Consider the following 20,072-nt stretch of genomic DNA (forward strand, 5'->3'; position numbering starts at 1 on the left):
CGCTTGGCTACACACCTACAATCACCACCGCGGCCACACCGCACTGGGCGGTCACCCACCAGCCAGCCGCGTTCCTAACCTCTCGGGTCAGTACATCTAGGCCAGTGCGGCGAGCCGTTCCTTGACGGCGGCCAGCGACGGGTTGGTCGCCGTGGAGCCGTCGGCGAATTTCACCGTCGGCACCACGTGGTTGCCGTTGTTGACGCTGCCGACGAACTCGGCCGAGGCCGGATCCTGCTCGATATCGATCTCGGCATAGGTGATGCCCGACTCTTCCAGCTGCTTCTTGAGCCGGCGGCAGTAGCCGCACCAGGTGGTCGAGTACATCGTCAGGTCAACCTTCGCGTCAGTCACGGACGGTTCAACGCTTTCCCCGCCCATCCTGTTCCACGGTGGCCGACCTCAGGCCGCCGCCGCGCGCAGCCCCCGGTCGAGGCGGTACTCCCACACCAGGGGCGCCAGAATCAGCGCGGCCACCGCGCAGACCAGGCCCAGCGCGCCCAGGTGCGGCGCGAGTACGCCCAGGACCACCGCGCCCAGTGCGCACGGAACGGGCCAGGTCACGCTCCAGCGCCAGCCCGTCGGCGAACGCAGGCCGACTAGCGCGTTGATCAGGAAGTAGGCCGCGGCGCCGCCGCACAGGGTCCAGCCGATGCCGGTGGTCAGATGCCCCGAGGCGTGACCGATGGTCAGGCCGAGCCCGGCCGCGACGGTCGCGATCGCGCCGGTGAGGAAGCAGTGCATGACCATCACGTGCCGCCGTGCGAACACCGATTCCGGTACCGCGCCGCCCAGCAGGCGGGCCACCGTGCCGCCGTAGAGCAGGGTCAGCGCCCACAGCGCGGCCAGGATCACGAACGCGGCGAAACCCAGCGCCAGGATCTGGAAGGTCCAGGCGCTCTTGCCGACCGCGTCGATGACCACGATCACGCCCTCGCCCAGCACGATGATCACCAGCAGGCCCAGTCGCTCCCCGAGGTGGGCCGGATCGGCGTGTACCGCTTCGAGTTTCGGAACCAGCGCCTCGTCGAAGTCGCGAACCCGGCGCAGGCGTCGCAGGCGCCGATCGAACTGCTCCTGCAGCCCGGCCAGCAGCCGGTCACCGCTCATGAAGAACATGATCAGCAGATCGATGGCCAGGCCCGTGGCCCAGCACCAGTACTTCCACGGCTCGGGCACCCACAGCGACACCACCCAGGGCAGCACCCCCGCGCCGAGTTCGATGGTCGGCCAATCCACCACGACCTTGCCGCGCCCCCACAGCCGGCCGGAGGCGACGCGCAGGACCACGTACACCGCGGCGAACGCGGTCGCGTGCCGCTCCGGCAGCCCGGCCACGGCCGCCGCCAGCACGCCGAGCCCGAGCATGGCCGCCAGCATCAACGGCACCCGCGTGTGGTCGCGAGCGATGTTGCCGTAGAGCATGATCACCGCCCACACCATCCAGAACGCCAGGTAGAGCACCACGTAGAGGCCGAAGTCGGCCAGGGTGGGCCCGTGGTGCAGCAGGTGGGTGAGCTGTCCGACACCGGCGACGGCGACCAGGTCGAAGAACAGCTCCATCCAGGAGGCGTGCCGGTCGTGCGCGTGTGTGGGTTCCGCGGGTGCGTCTGTGGCCACGTCGAGCACCCTAATCGTCCTGGCCGGTCGGTTCGGCGCACGCGCGCCGTGCCGGTCGCCCTGTCGGACCCGGCTGCCATGATGGAGCGCGTGCCCCTCGACCTCGCTGCCCTGGATCCCGAGCAGGCTGCCGCCGTGAAGGCTCCGCGGGGCCCGGTGTGCGTGCTGGCGGGCGCCGGAACGGGCAAGACCAGAACCATCACCCACCGCATCGCCCACCTGGTCTCGGCCGGGCACGTCAAGGCCGATCAGGTGCTGGCGGTGACGTTCACCGCGCGCGCCGCGGGTGAGATGCGCAGCCGGTTGCGTGAATTGGGCCTCGGTGGCGAGGCCGCGCAGGTGCAGGCCAGAACGTTCCACGCCGCGGCGTTGCGCCAGCTCAAATACTTCTGGCCGCAGATCGTGGGCGATGTGCCGTGGCGGTTGATCGACGCCAAGTTCCCGATCGTGGCCCAGGCCGCGCAGCGGGCCGGGCTGTCCGCGGCCACGGAGAGCGTGCGCGACCTGCTCGGCGAGATCGAGTGGGCCAAGGGCACGCTGATCGCGCCGGAGGATTATCCGGCGGCGGTGGCCAAGCAGCGGCGCGAGACGCCCCACGATCCGGCCCGGATCGCCGAGGCGTACGCCGCCTACGAGAGCTTGAAGACCTCGCCGGAGGGCCTGCTGCTCGACTTCGACGATCTGCTGCTGCACACGGCCGCCGCCCTGGAGGATTATCCAGCGGTCGCCGACGAATTCCGCAGCCGCTACCGCAGTTTCGTGGTCGACGAGTACCAGGACGTCACCCCGTTGCAACAGCGGGTGCTCGACGCCTGGCTGGGCGAGCGCGACGATCTGACGGTCGTCGGCGACGCGAACCAGACCATCTACTCCTTCACCGGCGCGACGCCGAGCTTCCTGCTGGATTTCTCCCGGCGCTTCCCCGAGGCGACGGTGGTGCGGCTGGAGCGCGACTACCGCTCGACACCGCAGGTGGTCTCGCTGGCCAACCGGGTGATCGGCGCGGCCCGCGGGCGGATCGCCGGCACCCGGCTGCAATTGATCGGGCAGCGCGCGGACGGCCCGCAGCCGCTGTTCGCCGAACACGACGACGGGCCCGCCGAGGCCGCCGCTGTCGCCCGGCAGATCAAGAAACTGATCGAGACGGGCGTCCCGGCCGCCGAGATCGCCGTCCTGTACCGCATCAACGCCCAGTCCGAGGCCTACGAGCAGGCGCTCACCGAGCAGGGCATTCCGTATCAGGTGCGCGGCGGCGAGGGGTTCTTCCAGCGGGCCGAGGTCCGGCAGGCCGTGGTCGTGCTGCGCCAGGCCGCCGCCCGCGACGATCTGCCCGAGGAGTCCCGCAGCGGCGACGAGCTGGTCACCCTGGTGAAGGCGGTGCTGGCCCCGGTCGGACTCACCGCCACCGAGCCCGCCGGCGCGCAGGCCCGGGAGAAATGGGAGTCGCTGGTCGCGCTGGTGCGGCTCACCGAGGAGTTGCTGGCCGCCGACGACGAACTCGATCTCGACGCCCTGCTGCGTGAGCTGGCCGCCCGCGCCGAAGCCCGGCACCCACCCACGGTGCAGGGCGTCACCCTGGCGTCGCTGCACGCGGCCAAGGGCCTGGAGTGGGACGCGGTGTTCCTGGTCGGCCTGGCCGACGGCACCATGCCGATCCAGCACGTCCTCGCCGACGACGGCTCGGTCGCCGACATGGCCGCCCTCGAGGAGGAGCGGCGGCTGTTCTACGTGGGCGTCACCCGGGCCCGCGAGCACCTGCGCCTGTCGTGGGCGCTGGCGCGTAACCAGGGCAGCCGCCGCACTCGCCGCCGCTCCCGGTTCCTCAACGGCCTGGTGCCCGATGATTCCCCCGCCTCGCGCATCGCCGCGCCCGCGGTCGAGCGGAAGGGCGGCGGCATCCGCCCGTCCTGCCGGGTGTGCGCGAAACCGCTGATCGGCACCTACGCCACCATGCTGGGCCGGTGCCGGCGCTGCCCGGGTGAGGTGGACGCCGCACTGCTGGAGGCGCTGCGGGAATGGCGGGCGGAGAAGGCCGAGGCGCTGCGCGTACGGGAGTTCGTGATCTTCACCGACACCACGCTCACCGCGATCGCCGAACAATTGCCCGCCGACGATCGGGCCCTGGGCGCGATCGCCGGCATCGGCGCCAAGAAGATCACCAATTACGGCGCGGACGTGCTCGCGATCGTCGCCTCGCGGGTGCGCTCGCGCGCACAGTGATCCAGCCCACGAACCACCGAAAACGCCCGAGCGCGAAGATCGCTCGGAGAAAAGTACAAAACCGCAGGTAGAAAATAGGTTGTCGGTTTGTTCGCCATTGCATATGGTGGGAACACGCACCGGGAGGTAATCCCAGCGCGCACAACTGACGGATCGACGAGAGACAAGGAGGGAGGCAGACCAATGAACGGCACAGGCAGCACCAGAAGCTTCAGCGCTCTCAGCGTTGCGGGTGGCGTACCCATGTCCGCCTCCCGGGGGATCCTCGCTTTGCAGGGGATCGGTCTGTCCGGCGTCAGCGCATTCGGGGCCACCGTCGTCACGGCTAAAGCCGTGACGTCGTTCGCGCACCCGATTTGCGCTCAGCGTCCGGCAGGCAAGCCCAGCGGTGCCTGGCATCTCGCTGCCGCCTCGGCAGTCGCCGGTGGTTTCGCCATCGATATCGATCACGGCTATGAGCCGGCGGGTCTGAACCCCGCGGGAGCAGCCGGGATCGATATGACGAACCGCCTCCGCACCGCAGAAGACCCAGCGACCGTGATCAGAGATCGACACAGATGTCGAACTAGGTAGGGGACACCTCCCAGACCTTCTGGCCACGGATCGCGAATCGCGAAACCGTGGCCATTGTTTTTAAGCGGCTCTTCAGCCGTTTGGAACCGGTTTCGTGGAAAAAGTAACGAACCGCTGCAAACGAGCTGAAGGAGAAGACGTGTTCACCGTAGACAGCTGGCCACAAGCCGCTACTACCGACGTGACATGCCGCACCGTGCCGTCCCGTACCCGGGAGGTCACCAACGCCGTGCCGTGCCGAGCCGGAGATCCCGATCTCTGGTTCGCCGAGAGCCCGGCCCAGTTGGAAGAGGCCAAGGCCCTGTGCGCGTCCTGCCCGATCCGGAAGGGCTGCCTGAGTGCGGCCATCGATCGGGCCGAGCCCTGGGGTGTGTGGGGCGGTGAGATCTTCGACCAAGGCGTCGTGATCGCCCGCAAGCGCCCCCGTGGCCGGCCCCGCAAGGTCGCGGTCGCGGTCCCGGCATGAGCGGCGACAGCCTCCTCATGCCGCGACCGACGGCATACCTCCCTCCGGTCCTCGAGGCCCGGCGGGCCCTCGCGGCACGCTGGCGCGCCCAGGAACGAGAAAGCATACGAACCGCTCACCGCGTGATCTGGTGGGCGGTTCGTTTGCGTTGTGAGACAAGCCAAGAGCGCGCTACGTGTGCCGGCCGTCGGGGTGTCGGCCGGCACACGGAGTACCCGGGGACGGGCCGCCGCTCAGCTGGTGAGCTCGCCGCGCTCCTCGCGCAGACCGGGCAGCCACTGATTGGCCAGGCCCATGAACGGCAGCTCCGCGTCCAGCTGGGCGAGAATGCCGACCGAGCCGCCGAGCACCCGGAAGATCATCACGTGCTCGGCCGGAAGTTGCATCGCCCGTGAGGTTTTCATCTCGGCACTGGTGATGTCGGTGGCCTTGCCCGCCACCCGCTGCATCCAGCGGCGGGTGAAGTGGAACGAATCGGTGCGGATCGGATCGGTGAACGGGCGCAGGAAATCGGCGATCTCCTGATGGGTGATCGTGCGGCCGGGGATGATCCAGCCGTCGTCGTAGAGCACCTGGGTGAGCTCGTCGAAGCGCTCCTCGACGGCCAGGCCGAGAATCTGCCCGAGAATCTTGGGGAAACCGTCGGGCAGCGGGGCGCAGGCGCCGAAATCGATGACGGCGAGCCGGCCGTCGGGCAGCATCATGAAGTTGCCCGGGTGCGGATCGGCGTGCAGCAGCCCGGCCGTCTCCGGGGAGCTGAAGTGGAATTCACCCATCAGGGCGGCGACCTGGTTGCGCAGTTCGTGCGTGCCCTCCGGATCCGCCGCGCCCGCGGCGATGATCTTGGAAACCGGGGTGCCGTCCAGCCATTCGGTGACGATCACCTTCGGCGCGCCGGCCACCACCCGCGGGACCACGATGCGCGGGTGCCCGGCGAAGGCCTGGGCGAAGGTGCGCTGGTTCCGCGCCTCGTTGCGGTAATCGAGCTCTTCCTCGGTGCGCTCGGTGATCTCGGCCAGGATCGGTTTGACGTCGGCGCCCGGGATCACCGAGGCGATCAGGCCGGTCATCCGCGACAGTGTCTTGAGATCGGCGCGCAGCGCCTCGTCGGCGCCCGGGTACTGCACCTTGACCGCGACGACGCGGCCGTCCGACCACACCGCCTTGTGCACCTGGCCGATGCTGGCCGACGCGGCCGGGGTGTCGTCGAAGGACTGGAACCGCTCCCGCCACTGGGTGCCCAGCTGCACGTCGAGCACGCGGTGCACGGTGGCCGCGGGCATCGGCGGCGCGGCCGCCTGCAGCTTGGTCAGCGCCTCGCGATAGTGCTCGCCGAACTCCTCCGGGATCGCGGCCTCCATCACGCTCAGCGCCTGGCCGAATTTCATTGCGCCGCCCTTGAGTTCGCCGAGCACGGTGAACAGCTGCTCCGCGGCCTTCTGATTGAGCTGGGCGTTGATCTCGGACTTGTCGCCGCCGGCCAGTTTCTTGCCGAAGCCGACGGCGGCGCGGCCGGCGATCCCCAGCGGAATCTTGGCTAACTTGGCATTTCGGGATGAGCGACGGCGCACAATCTCAGACACGTACCCATCATGGCCGACAGACCCCCGGCTGTGCCATGGCAATCTCGAGACTCGTGCGTCACTCATCTTGCCCACCTGCGCAAATACCGTGGCAACCGCAGGCCGGATGGGGCGCCCACCCGCGTCGCTCGATCCGGTGCGAGGCCAGATCCAGCTCGAGGGTGGCGTCCAGGGTGCCCAGGGCGCGGGCGGGGGAGCAGGTCAAGATCGACTCGAGCTCGCTCAGCGCTAGCGCGGCGGTTGCCGCCACCGCGGCGGTGGACGCCTGCCCGACCCGGCCCAGCAATTGCGCCGCCAGGTGCGGCCACGCCGGATCGATCTCGGTGCGTGTCAGATCGGCGCAGCGCAGGCAGCTGGTGCGACCGGGGAGCACGAGCGGCCCGATCAGCCCCTTACCGTCGCGGATGCGCACCGGCAGATGGGGAACCCGGTGCAGCACAAGCTCGTTGGTGAGCCGGGGATCGGCGACCACCGCGTCGGTGAGCAGCACCAGCCCGCCACGCCAGGTGCCGACCGGGGTATCCGGGGTGTAGCCCCGCGAGCGCACGGGCCGGACCCCCAGGCGCCGCACACCGAGCGCGAGCGCGTCCGAGAGCGGGCCGACCCCGTGCACGCGGATCGTGCCCAGCCGCCCGCCGGGCGGATCCGGCGGGGCCAGCAGGCCCGCGGTCTCGATCTCGGTGAGCAGCGCCAGCGCCTGCGCCGGGGTGATCCCGGATTCCTCGGCGAGCCAGAGGATCTGGGGGCGGGTGCGCGTGCCGTCGAGCAGCCGCAGGAAGCTGAGCAGCGTCGCGGTGTCGAGATCGTCCGGGGCCAGGACGACGGCGGTATCGGGATCCCAGCCCAGTTGCACCGCGCCGGACGGGCGCACCAGGACCATGACCCGCGGCTGGAGCATCGGGCCGCTGCGGGCGGCGCCGGCGAGAGGTGTCGATGTCATGGCCCGAGTATGGGCCGCGGCTGACACCCCGAAAGCGACGAAAACCCCTGTTACACACAGGGGTTTCCGGTTTTCACATGGTGCCGGCTAGGTCGTGCCCTGGCCTTTGTCGTCCTCGCCGGACGGCTTGTCGCCCGGCTTGTCCTCCTGCTTGGCCGCATCGCCCGAGTCACGTTCCCGCGCCTCGGTTTCGGCCAGTTGCGCCAGCGGGTCGTCGAAGGCGCCGGTGCCACCGCCGATCACCGAATCGATGAAACCGGCCGGATGATCGAGATCGTCGGAATCCGGGAGCAGATCGGGGTGCGCCCACACGCCGTCGCGCTTCTCCATACCCGCGTCGTCGGTCAGCCGCTGCCACAGCGCCGCCGCTTCGCGCAGCTTGCGCGGGCGCAACTCCAGCCCGACCAGGGTGGCGAAGGTCTGTTCGGCGGGACCGCCGGTCGCGCGCCGGCGGCGCAGCGTCTCGGCCAGGGCGCCCGCGCCGGGCAGCCGCTCGCCCACCGCCTCGGCGACCACGACCTGCACCCAACCCTCGATCAGCGCGAGCAGCGTCTCCAGGCGTTCCAGCGCCTGCTTCTGCTCGGGGCTGGTCTGCGGCTCGAAAGCGCCCTGCGACAACAACTCCTGCAGCTTCTCCGGATCGCCGAGCGACATCGGATCGATGCCCTGCGCGGCCTCCTCGATGGAGGAGAAATCCATCTTGATGCCGCGCGCGTAGCTCTCCACCGCGCCCAGCACCTGCTGGCGCAGCCACGGCACATGGCCGAACAGGCGCTGATGGGCGGCCTCGCGCGCGGCGAGGAAGACCATGATCTCGCTCTCGGGCTGTTCCAGGCCGGCGCTGAACTCCGAGATGGCGGCGGGCAGCAGTGCCGCCGTGCCGTCCGGGCCCAGCGGGAGGCCGATGTCGGTGGAGGTGAGCACCTCCTTGGCGAGCTGGCCCAGCGCCTGCCCGAGCTGCGAGCCGAACGCGAGGCCGCCCATCTGGCTGAGCATGCCCATCATCGGCGCGGCCATCTCCCGGGCCTCTTCCGGCAGCTGCTGGGTCCACATGCCGTTGACCTGCTGCGCCACCGGGTCGCAGAGCCGCTTCCAGGTGGGGACCGTCTCCTCGATCCAGTCGTTGGCCGTCCAGGCGGTGGTCTTGGTCGCGCCCGCGGGCAGTGTGGTGGCGCCGTCGAGCCACAGCTCGGCCAGGTGCGCGGCGTCGGCGACGGCCTTGGCGGTGCTTTCCCCGACCGGCGTGACATCGGCGCCGAGCTGCTGGCGGGCCAGGCGCTTGGCGACGTCGTAGTTCACCGGCCCGGACTGCGCGCTGCCCGGCTGGCCCATACCGCTCAGCATCTGACCGAGCTGCGTCAGCATCTGGCCCAGCTGGGTGGGATCGAAACCGCCGCCCGCGCCGCCCATGGCGAAGTCGAACGGGTTGCCGGAACCGGAGCCTTGCGATTCGCCGCGTTTGCGGGCATCGTCATCGTCACGGTCCGAGAAGCCGAACGGCATGTCACTCATATCTCTCACGCTACTCGTTCGGCCCAGGTGGGTAGTGTTCGCGCGTCGTGGTGATCGCTTGCGGGTCACTCGAAAGGGTCAGCGAAACGAAGTCGACGCGCGGGCCTCCAAATGCTGCCTCTCCCGCCGCCGAGCGGGGTCTATCACTATGGTGGGCCTGGTGAATCGTCGGATCTGGACTCTGCTGGCCGCCCTTGTCCCGGTGCTCGTCCTCGGGGTGCTCGGCACTGTCGTCACTGTGCCCTATGTCGCACTCGGCCCCGGCCCCACCTTCAACACCCTCGGTGAGGTAGAAGGCAAGCAGGTCGTGGACGTGCAGGGCACCGAGGTCGATCCGACCACCGGGCACCTCAACATGACCACGGTGTCGGTGCGCGACGGGCTGAACCTGTTCGAGGCATTCGGGTTCTGGGCCAGTGGTCAGCACGGCTTGGTGCCGCGCGCCGAGGTCTACCCGCCCGGAGTGCCGCGCGAGGAGATCGACAAGTCCAACCAGCAGGACTTCAAGGATTCCGAGGGCAACGCCGAGGTGGCGGCGCTGCATCATCTGAAGCTGCCGACAGTGGTGCTGGTGCGCAAGGTCGGCGACGACGGCCCCGCCAAGGACGTGCTGCGGCCCGGTGACGAGATCGTCAGCATCAACGGCGCCCCGGTCGCCGCGCCCAAGGACGTGGTGACGGCGGTGTCCTCGCAGGCGCCCGGCAGCAAGCTCTCCATCGCGCTGCGCCGCGACAACACCGAGCAGACCGTCGAGATCACCCTGGCGGCCCGCCCCGACGATCCGGCCAAGGGCTACCTCGGCGTGACGCCGGCCGAGGGCGCGCGCCCGCCGATGCAGGTCACCTTCAACCTCGCCGATATCGGCGGCCCGTCGGCCGGCCTGATGTTCAGCCTGGCGCTCATCGACAAGCTGTCCCCGGGCGAGCTCGACGGCGGCAAGTTCGTCGCGGGCACCGGCACCATCGACGAGGACGGCAAGGTCGGCCCGATCGGCGGCATCCAGTACAAGATGATGGCCGCCCGGGACGCGGGCGCGGAGACCTTCCTGGTGCCCGCCGCCAACTGCAACGAGGCCCGCGCCCGCACGCCGGAGGGCCTGCGCCTGGTCAAGGTCGAGACGCTGGACGGCGCGGTGCGCTCGCTCGAGGACATCAACGCCGGCCGCGAACCGGTGAGCTGCGCGGCGAACTGACCGGGCCGGTCTACTCGTCGGGGTCCTGCTCGAAGGTGTGGTGCAGCGCCTCGAGCACGTTCGGGGCCAGGTTCGGGTAGGTGCGCAGATCCAGGTCCGGGAAGCTCTCGTCCTCCTCCGGCTTGATCTGCAGCAGCGCCAACGACATTCCGTCGCGCAGCACGCCCGCGAACAACCGGGCGGCGCGGCGTTCCGGGTGGGCCTGGGCCGCGGCGCGCCCGGCCGCGTCGGCGGCCTCGTGGTCGGCCAGCAGCGGCGCCAGCGCGTCGTCGAGGGTGCTTTCGGCGTCCGGCGGCAGCACCACGATCTCCTGCACCAGCACGCATCCGCGCACGGCGGGCGGCCAGGTGGTGGTGGCGAGGAATTCGTCCAGCGCCATGGACCCGCCGGTGATGTCGTCCGGGAAGGACTCCTGCGCGATCGGCGTCAGCTCGTTGCCCTGGTCCAGCTGATCGAGCAGGCCGGGTTCGGCGGCGACCAGATCGGCGGTCGGTACCAGCGCGAACATCTGCGGCGGCCGCCCCCAGCCCTCGGCGTCGGCGAATTCGGCGACTTCGCGAACGGCGCGGGACAGGACGAGTTCGGCGTGCAGGTCTGCGGTCACCGAAACATCCTCGCATCACATCTCGAGGCGCGGACACAGACACCGCATGAGACCAGTGGGCACCTTTGGATGTCCGTTTCCGTAGAGTGGGCGCGAGACGGTCGACACGTGTGGACCGCTGGAACATTCGGACTGCGGCGCCCACCGGAGACGGTGCGGGCGCCGCCGGATCTTGGAGCGTGGCATCGTGGGCATGCGGCCCCCCACCGGCTTGTCGTTGTCCCGCCGCAGCCGAGTGCTGCTGGTGGCGGCCATAGTTCTGGCGGCGTTGCTGCTGCTCGGACCGCGGCTGACCGATACCTACACCAATTGGCTGTGGTTCGGCGAGGTCGGTTTCCGGAACGTCTATCTGACCGTATTGCGCTCGCGCGTCATTCTTTTCGTGGCGGTCGGGTTGTTCGTCGGTCTCGTCGTCTGGCTGGCGTTGCTGCTGGCCTACCGGACCCGGCCGGTCTTCGTGCCGGTGGCCGGGCCCAACGACCCGATCGCGCGCTACCGCACCACGGTGATGAGCAAGCTGCGCCTGTTCGGCATCGGCATCCCGGTGCTGCTCGGCCTGCTCTCGGGTCTGGTGGCGCAGTCGAATTGGGTGACGCTGCAGCTGTTCCTCAACGGCGGCGATTTCGGCCAGCAGGATCCCCAGTTCCACCTGGACGTCGGCTTCTACGCCTTCGATCTGCCGTTCTACCGCATGGTGCTGAACTGGCTGTTCGTCGCGATCGTGATCGCCTTCTTCGCCAGCCTGGTCACCCACTACGTCTTCGGCGGCCTGCGCCTGAGCGGCCGCGAAGGCGTGCTGACCAAGCCCGCGCGCGTCCAGCTCGCGGTGATCGCCGGACTGTTCGTGCTGCTCAAGGCCGTCGCCTACTGGTTCGACCGCTATGAGCTGCTCTCCAGCAGCCGCAAGGCGCCGACCTTCGAGGGCGGTTCGTTCACCGACATCAACGCGGTGCTGCCCGGCAAGCTGATCCTGCTCGCGATCGCGGTGATCTGCGCGATCGCCTTCTTCGCCGGCATCGTGCTGCGTGATCTGCGGGTGCCCGCGATGGCCGCGGCGCTGCTGGTGCTCTCCTCGATCCTGGTCGGCGCGGTGTATCCGCTGATCGTCGAGCAGTTCTCGGTGCGCCCGAACGCCGCGGACAAGGAAGCCGAGTACATCGAGCGCAATATCGCGGCCACCCGCGAGGCGTACGGCATCACCAAGGACCGGATCGAATACAAGGACTACAAGGGCGTCAGCAAGAAGAGCCCGCTGGAGGTCCCGGTCGACGCGGCCACCATCGGCAACGCCCGCCTGCTCGATCCGAACATCCTCTCGCCCACCTTCACCCAGTTGCAGCAGCTGAAGAACTTCTACGGCTTCCCCGAGTCGCTGGACATCGACCGCTACAACATCAACGGCGAGGTGCAGGATTACATCGTCGCCGCGCGCGAGCTGCATCCGCAGGCACTGTCCGGCGGGCAGACCAACTGGATCAACGAGCACACCGTCTACACGCACGGCAACGGCTTCGTCGCCGCGCCGGCCAACCGGGTGAACAAGCCGCAGGCGGACGCGAACCAGACCTCGAGCGGGTCCAGCGACAGCGGCTACCCGATCTTCATGGTCTCGGACCTGTTCACCGCGCCGGACAAGCAGCGCTTCAAGGTGGACCAGCCGCGCATCTACTTCGGTGAGCTGATCTCCCAGACCAATACCGACTACGCCATCGTCGGCGGCACCGAGGGCCAGGCCCCACGGGAATACGACTCCGACACCGCCTCCTACACCTACACCGGTGCCGGCGGCGTGCCGATCGGGAACTGGTTCAACCGCTTGGCCTTCGCGGCCAAGTACGCCGAGCGCAACCTGCTGTTCTCCTCGGCCATCGGCGAGAACTCGAAGATCATCTTCAACCGCAGCCCGCGCGATCGGGTGCAGAAGGTGGCGCCGTGGCTGACCACCGACGGCAACGCGTACCCGGCGGTGGTGGACGGCCGCATCAAGTGGATCGTCGACGCCTACACCACGTTGGACAAGTACCCCTACGCCCAGACCACCTCGCTGGAGGGCGCGGTCGAGGACAGCATCGACCAGAAGACCGGTCGCCTGCTGCCGCGCAAGGAGGTCAGTTACATCCGCAACTCGGTGAAGGCGACCGTCGACGCCTACGACGGCACGGTCACCCTCTACGAGACGGATTCCACCGATCCGGTGCTCAAGGCCTGGCGCGGCGTGTTCCCGGGCGCGGTCAAGCCGGAGAGTGAGATCTCGCCCGAACTGCGCGCGCACTTCCGCTATCCCGAGGATCTGTTCAAGGTGCAGCGCGAGATGCTCACCAAGTACCACGTGGACAATCCGCGAGAGTTCTTCACCAACAACGCCTTCTGGTCGGTGCCGACCGATCCGACCATCGAGAGCCAGGGCGGCAGCTTCAACCAGCCGCCGTACTACGTGCTGCTCGGTGACGCGGGGTCGAAGCAGCCGGTGTTCAACCTGACCAGCGCGATGGTGGGCTTCAACCGGCAGTTCCTCTCGGCCTACATCTCGGTGAACTCGGATCCGGAGAACTACGGCAAGTTCACGATCCTGCGCCTGCCGACGGATTCGCAGACCCAGGGTCCACAGCAGACGCAGAACAGCATGACGACCGCGGACGAGGTGTCGCGGGAGAAGACGCTGCTCTCCAACTCCAACAAGATCAAGTACGGCAATCTGCTGACGCTGCCGATCGCCGACGGCGGCATCCTCTACGTGGAGCCGTTCTACAACGAGCGCAACACCGGCCCGAACACCTCCACGTTCCCGCAGTTGCTGCGCGTGCTGGTCAGCTACCGCGACGACGCGGGCAGTGTGAAGGTCGGCTATGCCCCGACGCTGGCCGAGGCGCTGAACGAGGTGTTGCCGGGCGCCGGCGCGCTGGCCACCGCACCCGGCGGTGATCCGGCGAACCGGCCCGACCCGGGCGTCCTGCCGCCCGCGCCGGACAGCACTCAGCCGCAGCCCGGGACGACACCCCCGGTGCCGGGTACGGTCACGCCGCCCACCGGCTCCTCGGCCGCCAAGGACGCCGCGGCCGCCGAGCTGAACCGCAAGATCGAGGCGGTGCGCAGTGCCATGAAGACCGGCAACTTCACCGATTTCGGCCGGGCACTGGAGGAATTGGAGGCCGCGGTCAAGGCCTACCAGGACGCCAAGTAGCAGCAGAACACAGAAACGGCCTCGCTGGTCCCAGTGCCAGCGAGGCCGTTCCTGTAGCTACCGGGCGGGACGGGTTCGGCGTCCCGCCCGGCAAGTCTTCTAGTTGCCGCCGATCGAATCGAGCAGCGGAGCGTGCTGGTCGAGCAGCTGCAGGTACAGGTCCTTGACGCCGTACTGCTCGGCGACGCCGGCACCGGCGTCCTTGGCCTGATCGACCGCGGCCTGGGCGGAGTTCGGGACAGCGGCCTGGATGGCGGGCGCGGGCTCCGGCTCGGGGGCGGGCTCGGGCTCCAGCCCGGAGGAGACGCCCTGGGTCAGCCGCTGGCCGCAGACGGGCCAGGCGCCGACGCCCTGGGTGGCGAGCACGTTCTCCGCGACGCGGATCTGCTCGGCCTTGCTCGCGTTGTGGGCGTAGCCGGTGCCGCCGTTGGCCAGCCAGGTGGAGTGGCTGAACTGCAGGCCGCCGTAGTAGCCGTTGCCGGTGTTGATGCCCCAGTTACCACCGCTCTCGCACTGGGCGACGCCGTCCCAGTTGTGGGTGGCGGCCGCGGAGTTGCCGGTGGCGAGTGTGAACGGGACGGCCACCAGGGCGCCGGTGACGGCCGCGAGGCCGAGGGCGCGAGCGTTGAACTTCCGGTTCTCAGACATATGTTTTCCCTCCCTGTGCCCACCTCCGCGACGTGGTGCGTGTCGTGGCCCTGCCCCCAGGAGTCGGGGATCCTCGAACCGCGGGGCAGGGTCGCCGGCGTGCGGCGGCTCGAGTTCTAGCCCATCCGCGGATCGCCTCCGGGCCGAGCACGACGGTAACGAACAAATCTCGGTAGATCACGTCTTGATAACATGCGAATTGCATGAAGCGAATAACCGGAATATCCTCGTTCGTGCAGGTCGGTTACGCCATAAGAATGGATTCCGGACGGTCGGTTATAGCATCGTAATGTGTCTGGCGTCACAGGTAATTTGTGATGCGGAGCACGTTTGAAACCTGCTATCTAGATCGAATACGCGGGCGCGCGCGATTGAATACGCGCAAATCGGGGAATTCGGAACGAAATTCCATGGCCGCTGTTTCCGTGCGACACGCCGAGGCTGGACTCGCCGAGCGTCCGGTTTGTCCGCTACACCTTCGGACGGGCTCGTGGGCAGTCCCTGACCTGCGTGAACCCGCCTCCGGGTAGGCGATTTGCCATCCGGGCGTAGACGTGTGTAATGTTGTGTTTACCGACGCGGGGTGGAGCAGCTCGGTAGCTCGCTGGGCTCATAACCCAGAGGTCGCAGGTTCAAATCCTGTCCCCGCTACTAGGGAAATGACCCGGAACCACTGGTTCCGGGTCATTTTTTATATCACCGCGAGACGGTCCGATCCATGACCAGTTCCACGGTGGCGACGATGTGCTTGCCCAGCGCCCCGGTTCCGGTCACCGCCACCGATACTCGCTGCCCGGAAACCGTTTGTACCGTGCCGGTCAAAGTCAGCGTGTCGTAGGCGTACCAGGGCACGCCCAGGCGCAACTTGATGGCGGTGATCTGGGCACGTTGCCCGGCCCAGTCGGTGACCAGCCGCTGCACCAGGCCGGTGTCGGTGATGATGTTGGCGAAGGTGTCGCGGGAACCGCGGGCGCGGGCATAGTCGCGGTCGTGATGGACCGGCTGGAAGTCCCGGGTCGCCAGCGCCGCCGCCACGATGAACGTGGGGGTCGCCTCGATCACCAACTCCGGCAGCTGGTCGCCGGGGCGCACCGCCGGCGGTTCGGCGGGCACGGTCCGCCTCGGGGCTCCGCCGTAGCGGGCATTGTGCGCCGTGCGGGGGGCGTCCGGGGCACTCGTGCCCGCGGTGTCGTCCGGGGCGGAATCCGGCCGTGGTTCGGGCCGGAACTTGAGCATGCGGAAGTCCATCTCGGCCACCACTTCCGCGCCGACGGTCCAGGTGCTGCGGACGGTGCAGAACCAGCCTTCGCCCAGGGCGGTGCGTTTGGGGCCGGCGACGTCGGCCAGCGTGGCCTGCAACGAAACCTGCTCGCCGACAAGGGTGTAGCGGTGGTAGACGGTGTCGCAGTCGGTGGCGAGCAGGCCGGTGTAGCCCGCCGCGTCCAGCAGTTCGAACAGTTTCACCGTCGGGTGATCGACGCTGCGCTCGGCGCCCAGCGCGGGCATGGTCCACGCCTGGGTCATCGCCGGTGGGGCGGCGACCGTGGCGAATCCGAGCTGCCGGGCGATGGATTCGTCGGCGTAGATCGGATTGGCGTCGCCCAGCGCCTCGATCCAGTTGTTGATCATCGGCTGGTTGATCGGGTCGCGCGCTGGTCGCGGCAGAGCCGGCGCCGCCGCGAGGAGACGCTCGGCCTCGGTGCGTAGCTGCTCGGCGGTGAACACGGGGTCGGTCATGTGTCCGATTGCAGCACGAACAGGACCGTGACAGGCCCGGAACCCTCGGGTTCCGGGCCGTCACCGGGCCGCCGCTAGGCGCTCAGGCGGGCCGGGGCCTCGTCCGACCGCGGCGTGGTGTCGTAGGCCGCCACGTCGAAATTCCGCAGCAAGCGCCGGAATTTGAAGCTGAAGTCCGGCCACAGGGTGGAGTTCTTGCCGTTCCTGTCCAGGAACCAGCTGTTGCAGCCGCCGGTGAGCCACACGCTGTTCGCGGTGGTCCGCTGCAACTGCTCGTGGTACTCGGCTTGGACGTCCTTGCGCACCTCGACGGTGCGCAGGCCCTGCTTCTTCATCGTCGCGATCGCGTCCAGGACGTAGTTGATCTGCGATTCGATGACGTAGATGAGCGAGGTGTAGTTCAGCCCGGAATTGGGGCCGAGCATGACGAACACATTCGGGAAATTGGCGACGACCGTGCCCTTGTACGCCGAAATGCCCTCGGACTCGTACATTTCCGCCAGCGACCGGCCGTCCCGGCCGTGGAAGGTGTCCCAGGTCGGCGAATCGGTCACCCGGAAACCGGTGCACAGCACGATGGCGTCCACCTCGCGCTCGGTGCCGTCTTCGGCGACGATCGAGTTCGCCCGGATCTCGCGGATCCCGTCGCTGACGACCTCGACGTCCTCGCGCATGAGCGCCGGATAGTAGGTGTTGGAGATCAGCATGCGCTTGCAGCCCAGCCGGAAGTCGGGGGTCAGCTTGCGCCGCAGCTCCGGATCGCGCACCTCCCAGCGCATCTTCGCGCGGGCGACCAGTTCCAGCAGCACCGCCGCCCGCGGGAACTTGGTCTGCAGCACCACGAATCCCTCGCGGTTGGCGTAGATGGCGCCGCGGATCAAACGTTGCAGTCCCGGAACGTATTTGAAGGCCAGCCGCTCCAGCGCCAGGTAGCGGCGCCCCAGATACGGCAGCACCCATTGCGCGCTGCGCTGATACACGTCCAGGTGCGCGACCTGCGGCGCGATCGCCGGGACGATCTGGGTGGCCGAGGCGCCGGTGCCGATGACGGCGACGCGCCGGCCGGTCAGATCCGAGTCGTGATCCCAGCGCGCGGAGTGGAAGATCTTGCCCTCGAAGGTGTTGATCCCCTTGATGTCGGGCAGGCTCGGTTCGCACAGCACACCGACCGCGGAGACGAAGATGTCGGCGGTGTACACGCCCTGGTTGGTCTGCACCACCCAGTGTGATTCCTCGGTGTTCCAGTGCGCCGCGGTCATCTCGCAGCCGAAGACGTGCTTGTCGCGCACCTGATAGCGGTCGGCGATCGAGCGGATGTACTGGTGGATCTCGGCCTGCGGCGAAAATGACCGCGACCATTCGGGATTCAGCGCGAACGAGTACGAGTACAGGTGCGAGGGCACGTCACAGGCCGCGCCCGGATAGGTGTTGTCCCGCCAGGTGCCGCCCACATCGTGGCCGCGCTCGAGGACCAGGAAATCGGTGTGGCCCTCCTGGCTCAGCCGGATGGCCGTGCCGAGCCCCGCCAACCCGCTGCCGACGATCAGAACATGGGTATGTGTCATGGTGCCCCTCACCGGGATTCGTAAATGCGCTTGTGCCCGGAGATCGCGGACAGCCGGAACGGCCGGCCGGTCTCCTCCAGGACGGCGTGGTACATGCCGTCGCTCGGTGACTCCGCTTCGTGCAGTTCGCGGTAGCGGTCGTAGTCCAGGGGCGCGCGGCTGCTGATGGCCTGCTGATTGGCCTCGGTCCGCAGGTGCGCGCGGTAGCCGGATCGCACGGTGCCGCTGAAGAATTCGGCGACGCTGCCGGAGCCGTAGCTGATGAAGGCGAGCGGCCGGTCGGTCAGGTCGCCGGCGTGGTCGAGCAGGGACGCCAGGCCGAGGTAGAGCGAGGCGGTGTAGCTGTTGCCGACCGTGCGGTTGTAGATGGTCGTCTGCGCGATGGCCGCGTCGATGGCGGCGGCATCGGCGGTGTGGCCCTGGCTTTCGAGCAGGTGGCGGTGTGCCTTGTAGGCCATCTTGGTGAAGGGCTGGTGGTAGCAGAACGCGGCGAACTCGGTGAGTTCCCGGCCGCCGAGGCGGCGGTAATCGGTCCAGGCTTCCTCGGCGGCCTTCTGGTAGGCGTTGACCGAGGCCTTGCCGTCGACCACGGCGGCGGTCCGGTAGTTGGGCCGCCAGAAATCCATGATGTCGGCGCTGTAGAGACCCGACCACGGATCCAGTTGCAGGATGTCCGGATTCGCGCTGACGAGCATGGCGACGGCCGCGGCGCCCTGGGTCGGCTCACCGGGCGCGTCGAGTTCGTACTTGGCGATATCGGTCGAGATGACCAGGACCTGCTGCGCCGGATCGCGGGCGATCAGCCCGGCCGCGAACTGCAGACCGGCCGTGCCGCCGTAGCAGGCCTGTTTGAGCTCGACGACGCGGGCGTTGGTGGGCAGGCCGATCAGCGAATGCAGATACAGCCCTGCGGCTTTGGACTGATCGACGCCGCTCTCGGTGGCCAGCAGCACGGTCCGGATCCGGTCGGCGCCGTGCCGCTCCAGGATCGGTGCGGCGGCGGCCGCGGCGATGGTGACGATGTCCTCGTCGGCCGCGGCGACGCTCATCTTCTCCTGGCCGATACCGATATAGAACTTGTCGCGGTCGACGCCGAGCCGCTCGGCGAGGACGGCGTGATCGAGGGCGTAGTGGGTGGTGGCGAAGGAGAGGTCGTGGATACCGACCGGCAATGTGGTCATCGTTTGATTCCGTTGCTCGAGGTGGGCCGCTCGAATTGGGTGTGCGCACGCATCAATTCACCGCGATTGGTCTGGGCCGCCATCAGGGAGAGTTCGCCGCACAGCACGGTGGCGGCGGCGATCACCGCGAGCCGGCGGGCGTTGGCGCCGGGCTCCCGGTCCTCGCGACAACCCAGGCGCGCCAGGTTCTCGTCGACGAAGCTCGCATGCTTGCCATTGCCGACGGTGCCGACAATGAGGTTGGGCAGGGTGCAGGAGAAGTAGAGGTCGCCGTCGCGGTCCTCGGCATGGGTGATGCCCTGCGACCCTTCGACGATGTTCGCGGCGTCCTGCCCGGTGGCCAGGTAGAACGCGAGCAGCATGTTGGCGTAATGCGCGTTGGCGGAACGGATTCCGCCGGCCAGCAGGGTGCCGATCAGATTCTTGCGGATGTTCAGTTCGACCACGGCGCGCGCGGTGGTGTGCAGTTTGGCCTCGACCACGGCGCGGGGGATGAGCAACTCGGTGACGACGTTCTTGCCGCGCCCGAGAATGCCGTTGACGGCGGTGGCCTTCTTGTCCGTGCAGTAGTTCCCGGAGATCGAGCCGTAGCGCAGACCCGGCAGGGATTCCAGGATGTGATCCATCAGATGGTCACCGGCCAGGGTCGCCATATTGTGGCCGGAGGCGTCACCGGTGCTGAATTCGAAGCGCAGGAACAGCAGGTTTCCGGCGATCTGGTGGTGCATGTCGATCAGCCGGGCGTACCGGCTGGTGTTCGCGACGACCTCCTGTAAGCGGGCGAACTCGCTCGTGAGCCGGGTGACGCTGGTGTGGGCGGTGTAGGCGTCGTCGGCCTCGAGCAGGATCGAGCGGGTCATGCGCTCGTCGACGAGCGTGGCGACCACGCCCTTCTCGGCCAGCGTGGAGATCCGCGCGCCGCGCCCGACCGAGGGCCACAGCGGGGTTTCGTAGGTCGCCAGCGGGACGTCCACGGTGTCGTCCACGGTGTTGCCGGTTATCCGCAATGGGCCCACCCATTGCAGCGGTACGGCCGCATATGGCATGTCA

Annotated in this window: 15 protein-coding genes and 1 tRNA gene; 5 read left to right on the top strand and 11 right to left on the bottom strand. The window is 68.5% G+C overall.

Features of this window, described 5'->3' with window-relative positions:
• Window positions 1-96 precede the first annotated feature (96 nt).
• The gene (locus tag AB0I43_RS08430) at window positions 97-327 is read right to left on the bottom strand and encodes a mycoredoxin (RefSeq protein ID WP_357431958.1); all 231 of its coding nucleotides are present in this window, start codon (window positions 325-327) and stop codon (window positions 97-99) included.
• Window positions 328-402: 75 nt separating this feature from the next.
• Window positions 403-1,620 (bottom strand): low temperature requirement protein A, encoded by a 1,218-nt coding sequence (locus AB0I43_RS08435; protein ID WP_356977014.1) that lies wholly within the window; start codon window positions 1,618-1,620, stop codon window positions 403-405.
• 81 nt (window positions 1,621-1,701) lie between these two features.
• On the opposite strand from AB0I43_RS08435, the gene AB0I43_RS08440 reads away from it, so the two are divergent.
• Together AB0I43_RS08440 and AB0I43_RS08445 are read left to right on the top strand one after the other, a co-directional pair.
• The gene (locus AB0I43_RS08440) at window positions 1,702-3,840 is read left to right on the top strand and encodes an ATP-dependent DNA helicase UvrD2 (protein WP_357431960.1); all 2,139 of its coding nucleotides are present in this window, start codon (window positions 1,702-1,704) and stop codon (window positions 3,838-3,840) included.
• 754 nt (window positions 3,841-4,594) lie between these two features.
• Window positions 4,595-4,879 (top strand): WhiB family transcriptional regulator, encoded by a 285-nt coding sequence (locus tag AB0I43_RS08445; protein WP_356977037.1) that lies wholly within the window; start codon window positions 4,595-4,597, stop codon window positions 4,877-4,879.
• Window positions 4,880-5,112: 233 nt separating this feature from the next.
• Here the strand turns inward: AB0I43_RS08445 and AB0I43_RS08450 are convergent, their stop codons facing one another.
• From AB0I43_RS08450 to AB0I43_RS08460, 3 genes are all read right to left on the bottom strand, one after another.
• Window positions 5,113-6,462 carry an AarF/UbiB family protein gene (locus AB0I43_RS08450; RefSeq protein ID WP_356977012.1) on the bottom strand — a complete coding sequence of 450 codons (1,350 nt, stop codon included), beginning with the start codon at window positions 6,460-6,462 and terminating at the stop codon, window positions 5,113-5,115.
• A 58-nt stretch (window positions 6,463-6,520) separates the two neighbouring features.
• Entirely contained in the window at window positions 6,521-7,402 is an 882-nt protein-coding gene (locus AB0I43_RS08455; protein ID WP_356977011.1) for a TOMM precursor leader peptide-binding protein, read from the bottom strand.
• A gap of 87 nt (window positions 7,403-7,489) precedes the next feature.
• Complete coding sequence (locus AB0I43_RS08460; protein ID WP_356977010.1) at window positions 7,490-8,914, bottom strand: zinc-dependent metalloprotease; 1,425 nt, start codon at window positions 8,912-8,914, stop codon at window positions 7,490-7,492.
• 160 nt (window positions 8,915-9,074) lie between these two features.
• Between AB0I43_RS08460 and AB0I43_RS08465 the strand changes: the two genes are divergently transcribed.
• Window positions 9,075-10,106 carry a PDZ domain-containing protein gene (locus AB0I43_RS08465; protein WP_356977008.1) on the top strand — a complete coding sequence of 344 codons (1,032 nt, stop codon included), beginning with the start codon at window positions 9,075-9,077 and terminating at the stop codon, window positions 10,104-10,106.
• 10 nt (window positions 10,107-10,116) lie between these two features.
• Here the strand turns inward: AB0I43_RS08465 and AB0I43_RS08470 are convergent, their stop codons facing one another.
• A complete protein-coding gene (locus AB0I43_RS08470; RefSeq protein WP_356977006.1) occupies window positions 10,117-10,710 on the bottom strand; it encodes a PPA1309 family protein in 594 nt (197 codons plus the stop codon).
• Window positions 10,711-10,897: 187 nt separating this feature from the next.
• Here AB0I43_RS08470 and AB0I43_RS08475 point away from each other — a divergent pair, with 187 nt between their 5' ends.
• Complete coding sequence (locus AB0I43_RS08475; RefSeq protein ID WP_356977004.1) at window positions 10,898-13,891, top strand: UPF0182 family protein; 2,994 nt, start codon at window positions 10,898-10,900, stop codon at window positions 13,889-13,891.
• Window positions 13,892-13,990: 99 nt separating this feature from the next.
• Here AB0I43_RS08475 and AB0I43_RS08480 read toward each other — a convergent pair whose 3' ends face one another.
• Window positions 13,991-14,539 (bottom strand): transglycosylase family protein, encoded by a 549-nt coding sequence (locus AB0I43_RS08480; protein WP_356977002.1) that lies wholly within the window; start codon window positions 14,537-14,539, stop codon window positions 13,991-13,993.
• A gap of 577 nt (window positions 14,540-15,116) precedes the next feature.
• On the opposite strand from AB0I43_RS08480, the gene AB0I43_RS08485 reads away from it, so the two are divergent.
• Window positions 15,117-15,190: transfer RNA gene (locus AB0I43_RS08485), tRNA-Met, on the top strand.
• Window positions 15,191-15,235: 45 nt separating this feature from the next.
• On the opposite strand, the gene AB0I43_RS08490 is transcribed toward AB0I43_RS08485, so the two are convergent.
• The 4 genes from AB0I43_RS08490 to AB0I43_RS08505 form a co-directional block, all read right to left on the bottom strand.
• Entirely contained in the window at window positions 15,236-16,276 is a 1,041-nt protein-coding gene (locus tag AB0I43_RS08490; protein WP_356977000.1) for a MaoC family dehydratase N-terminal domain-containing protein, read from the bottom strand.
• A gap of 74 nt (window positions 16,277-16,350) precedes the next feature.
• Window positions 16,351-17,841, bottom strand: a complete 1,491-nt coding sequence (locus tag AB0I43_RS08495; RefSeq protein ID WP_356976998.1) for an NAD(P)/FAD-dependent oxidoreductase — start codon at window positions 17,839-17,841, stop codon at window positions 16,351-16,353.
• A gap of 8 nt (window positions 17,842-17,849) precedes the next feature.
• Window positions 17,850-19,022: a hydroxymethylglutaryl-CoA synthase gene (locus AB0I43_RS08500; RefSeq protein WP_356976996.1), complete on the bottom strand. Its 1,173-nt coding sequence runs from the start codon at window positions 19,020-19,022 to the stop codon at window positions 17,850-17,852.
• Window positions 19,019-20,068 (bottom strand): hydroxymethylglutaryl-CoA reductase, encoded by a 1,050-nt coding sequence (locus AB0I43_RS08505; RefSeq protein WP_356977035.1) that lies wholly within the window; start codon window positions 20,066-20,068, stop codon window positions 19,019-19,021. Before AB0I43_RS08505 ends, AB0I43_RS08500 begins: the two co-directional genes overlap by 4 nt.
• Window positions 20,069-20,072: the final 4 nt, after the last annotated feature.

The organism is Nocardia sp. NPDC050435 (genome assembly GCF_040655395.1).
GTDB lineage: Bacteria > Actinomycetota > Actinomycetes > Mycobacteriales > Mycobacteriaceae > Nocardia.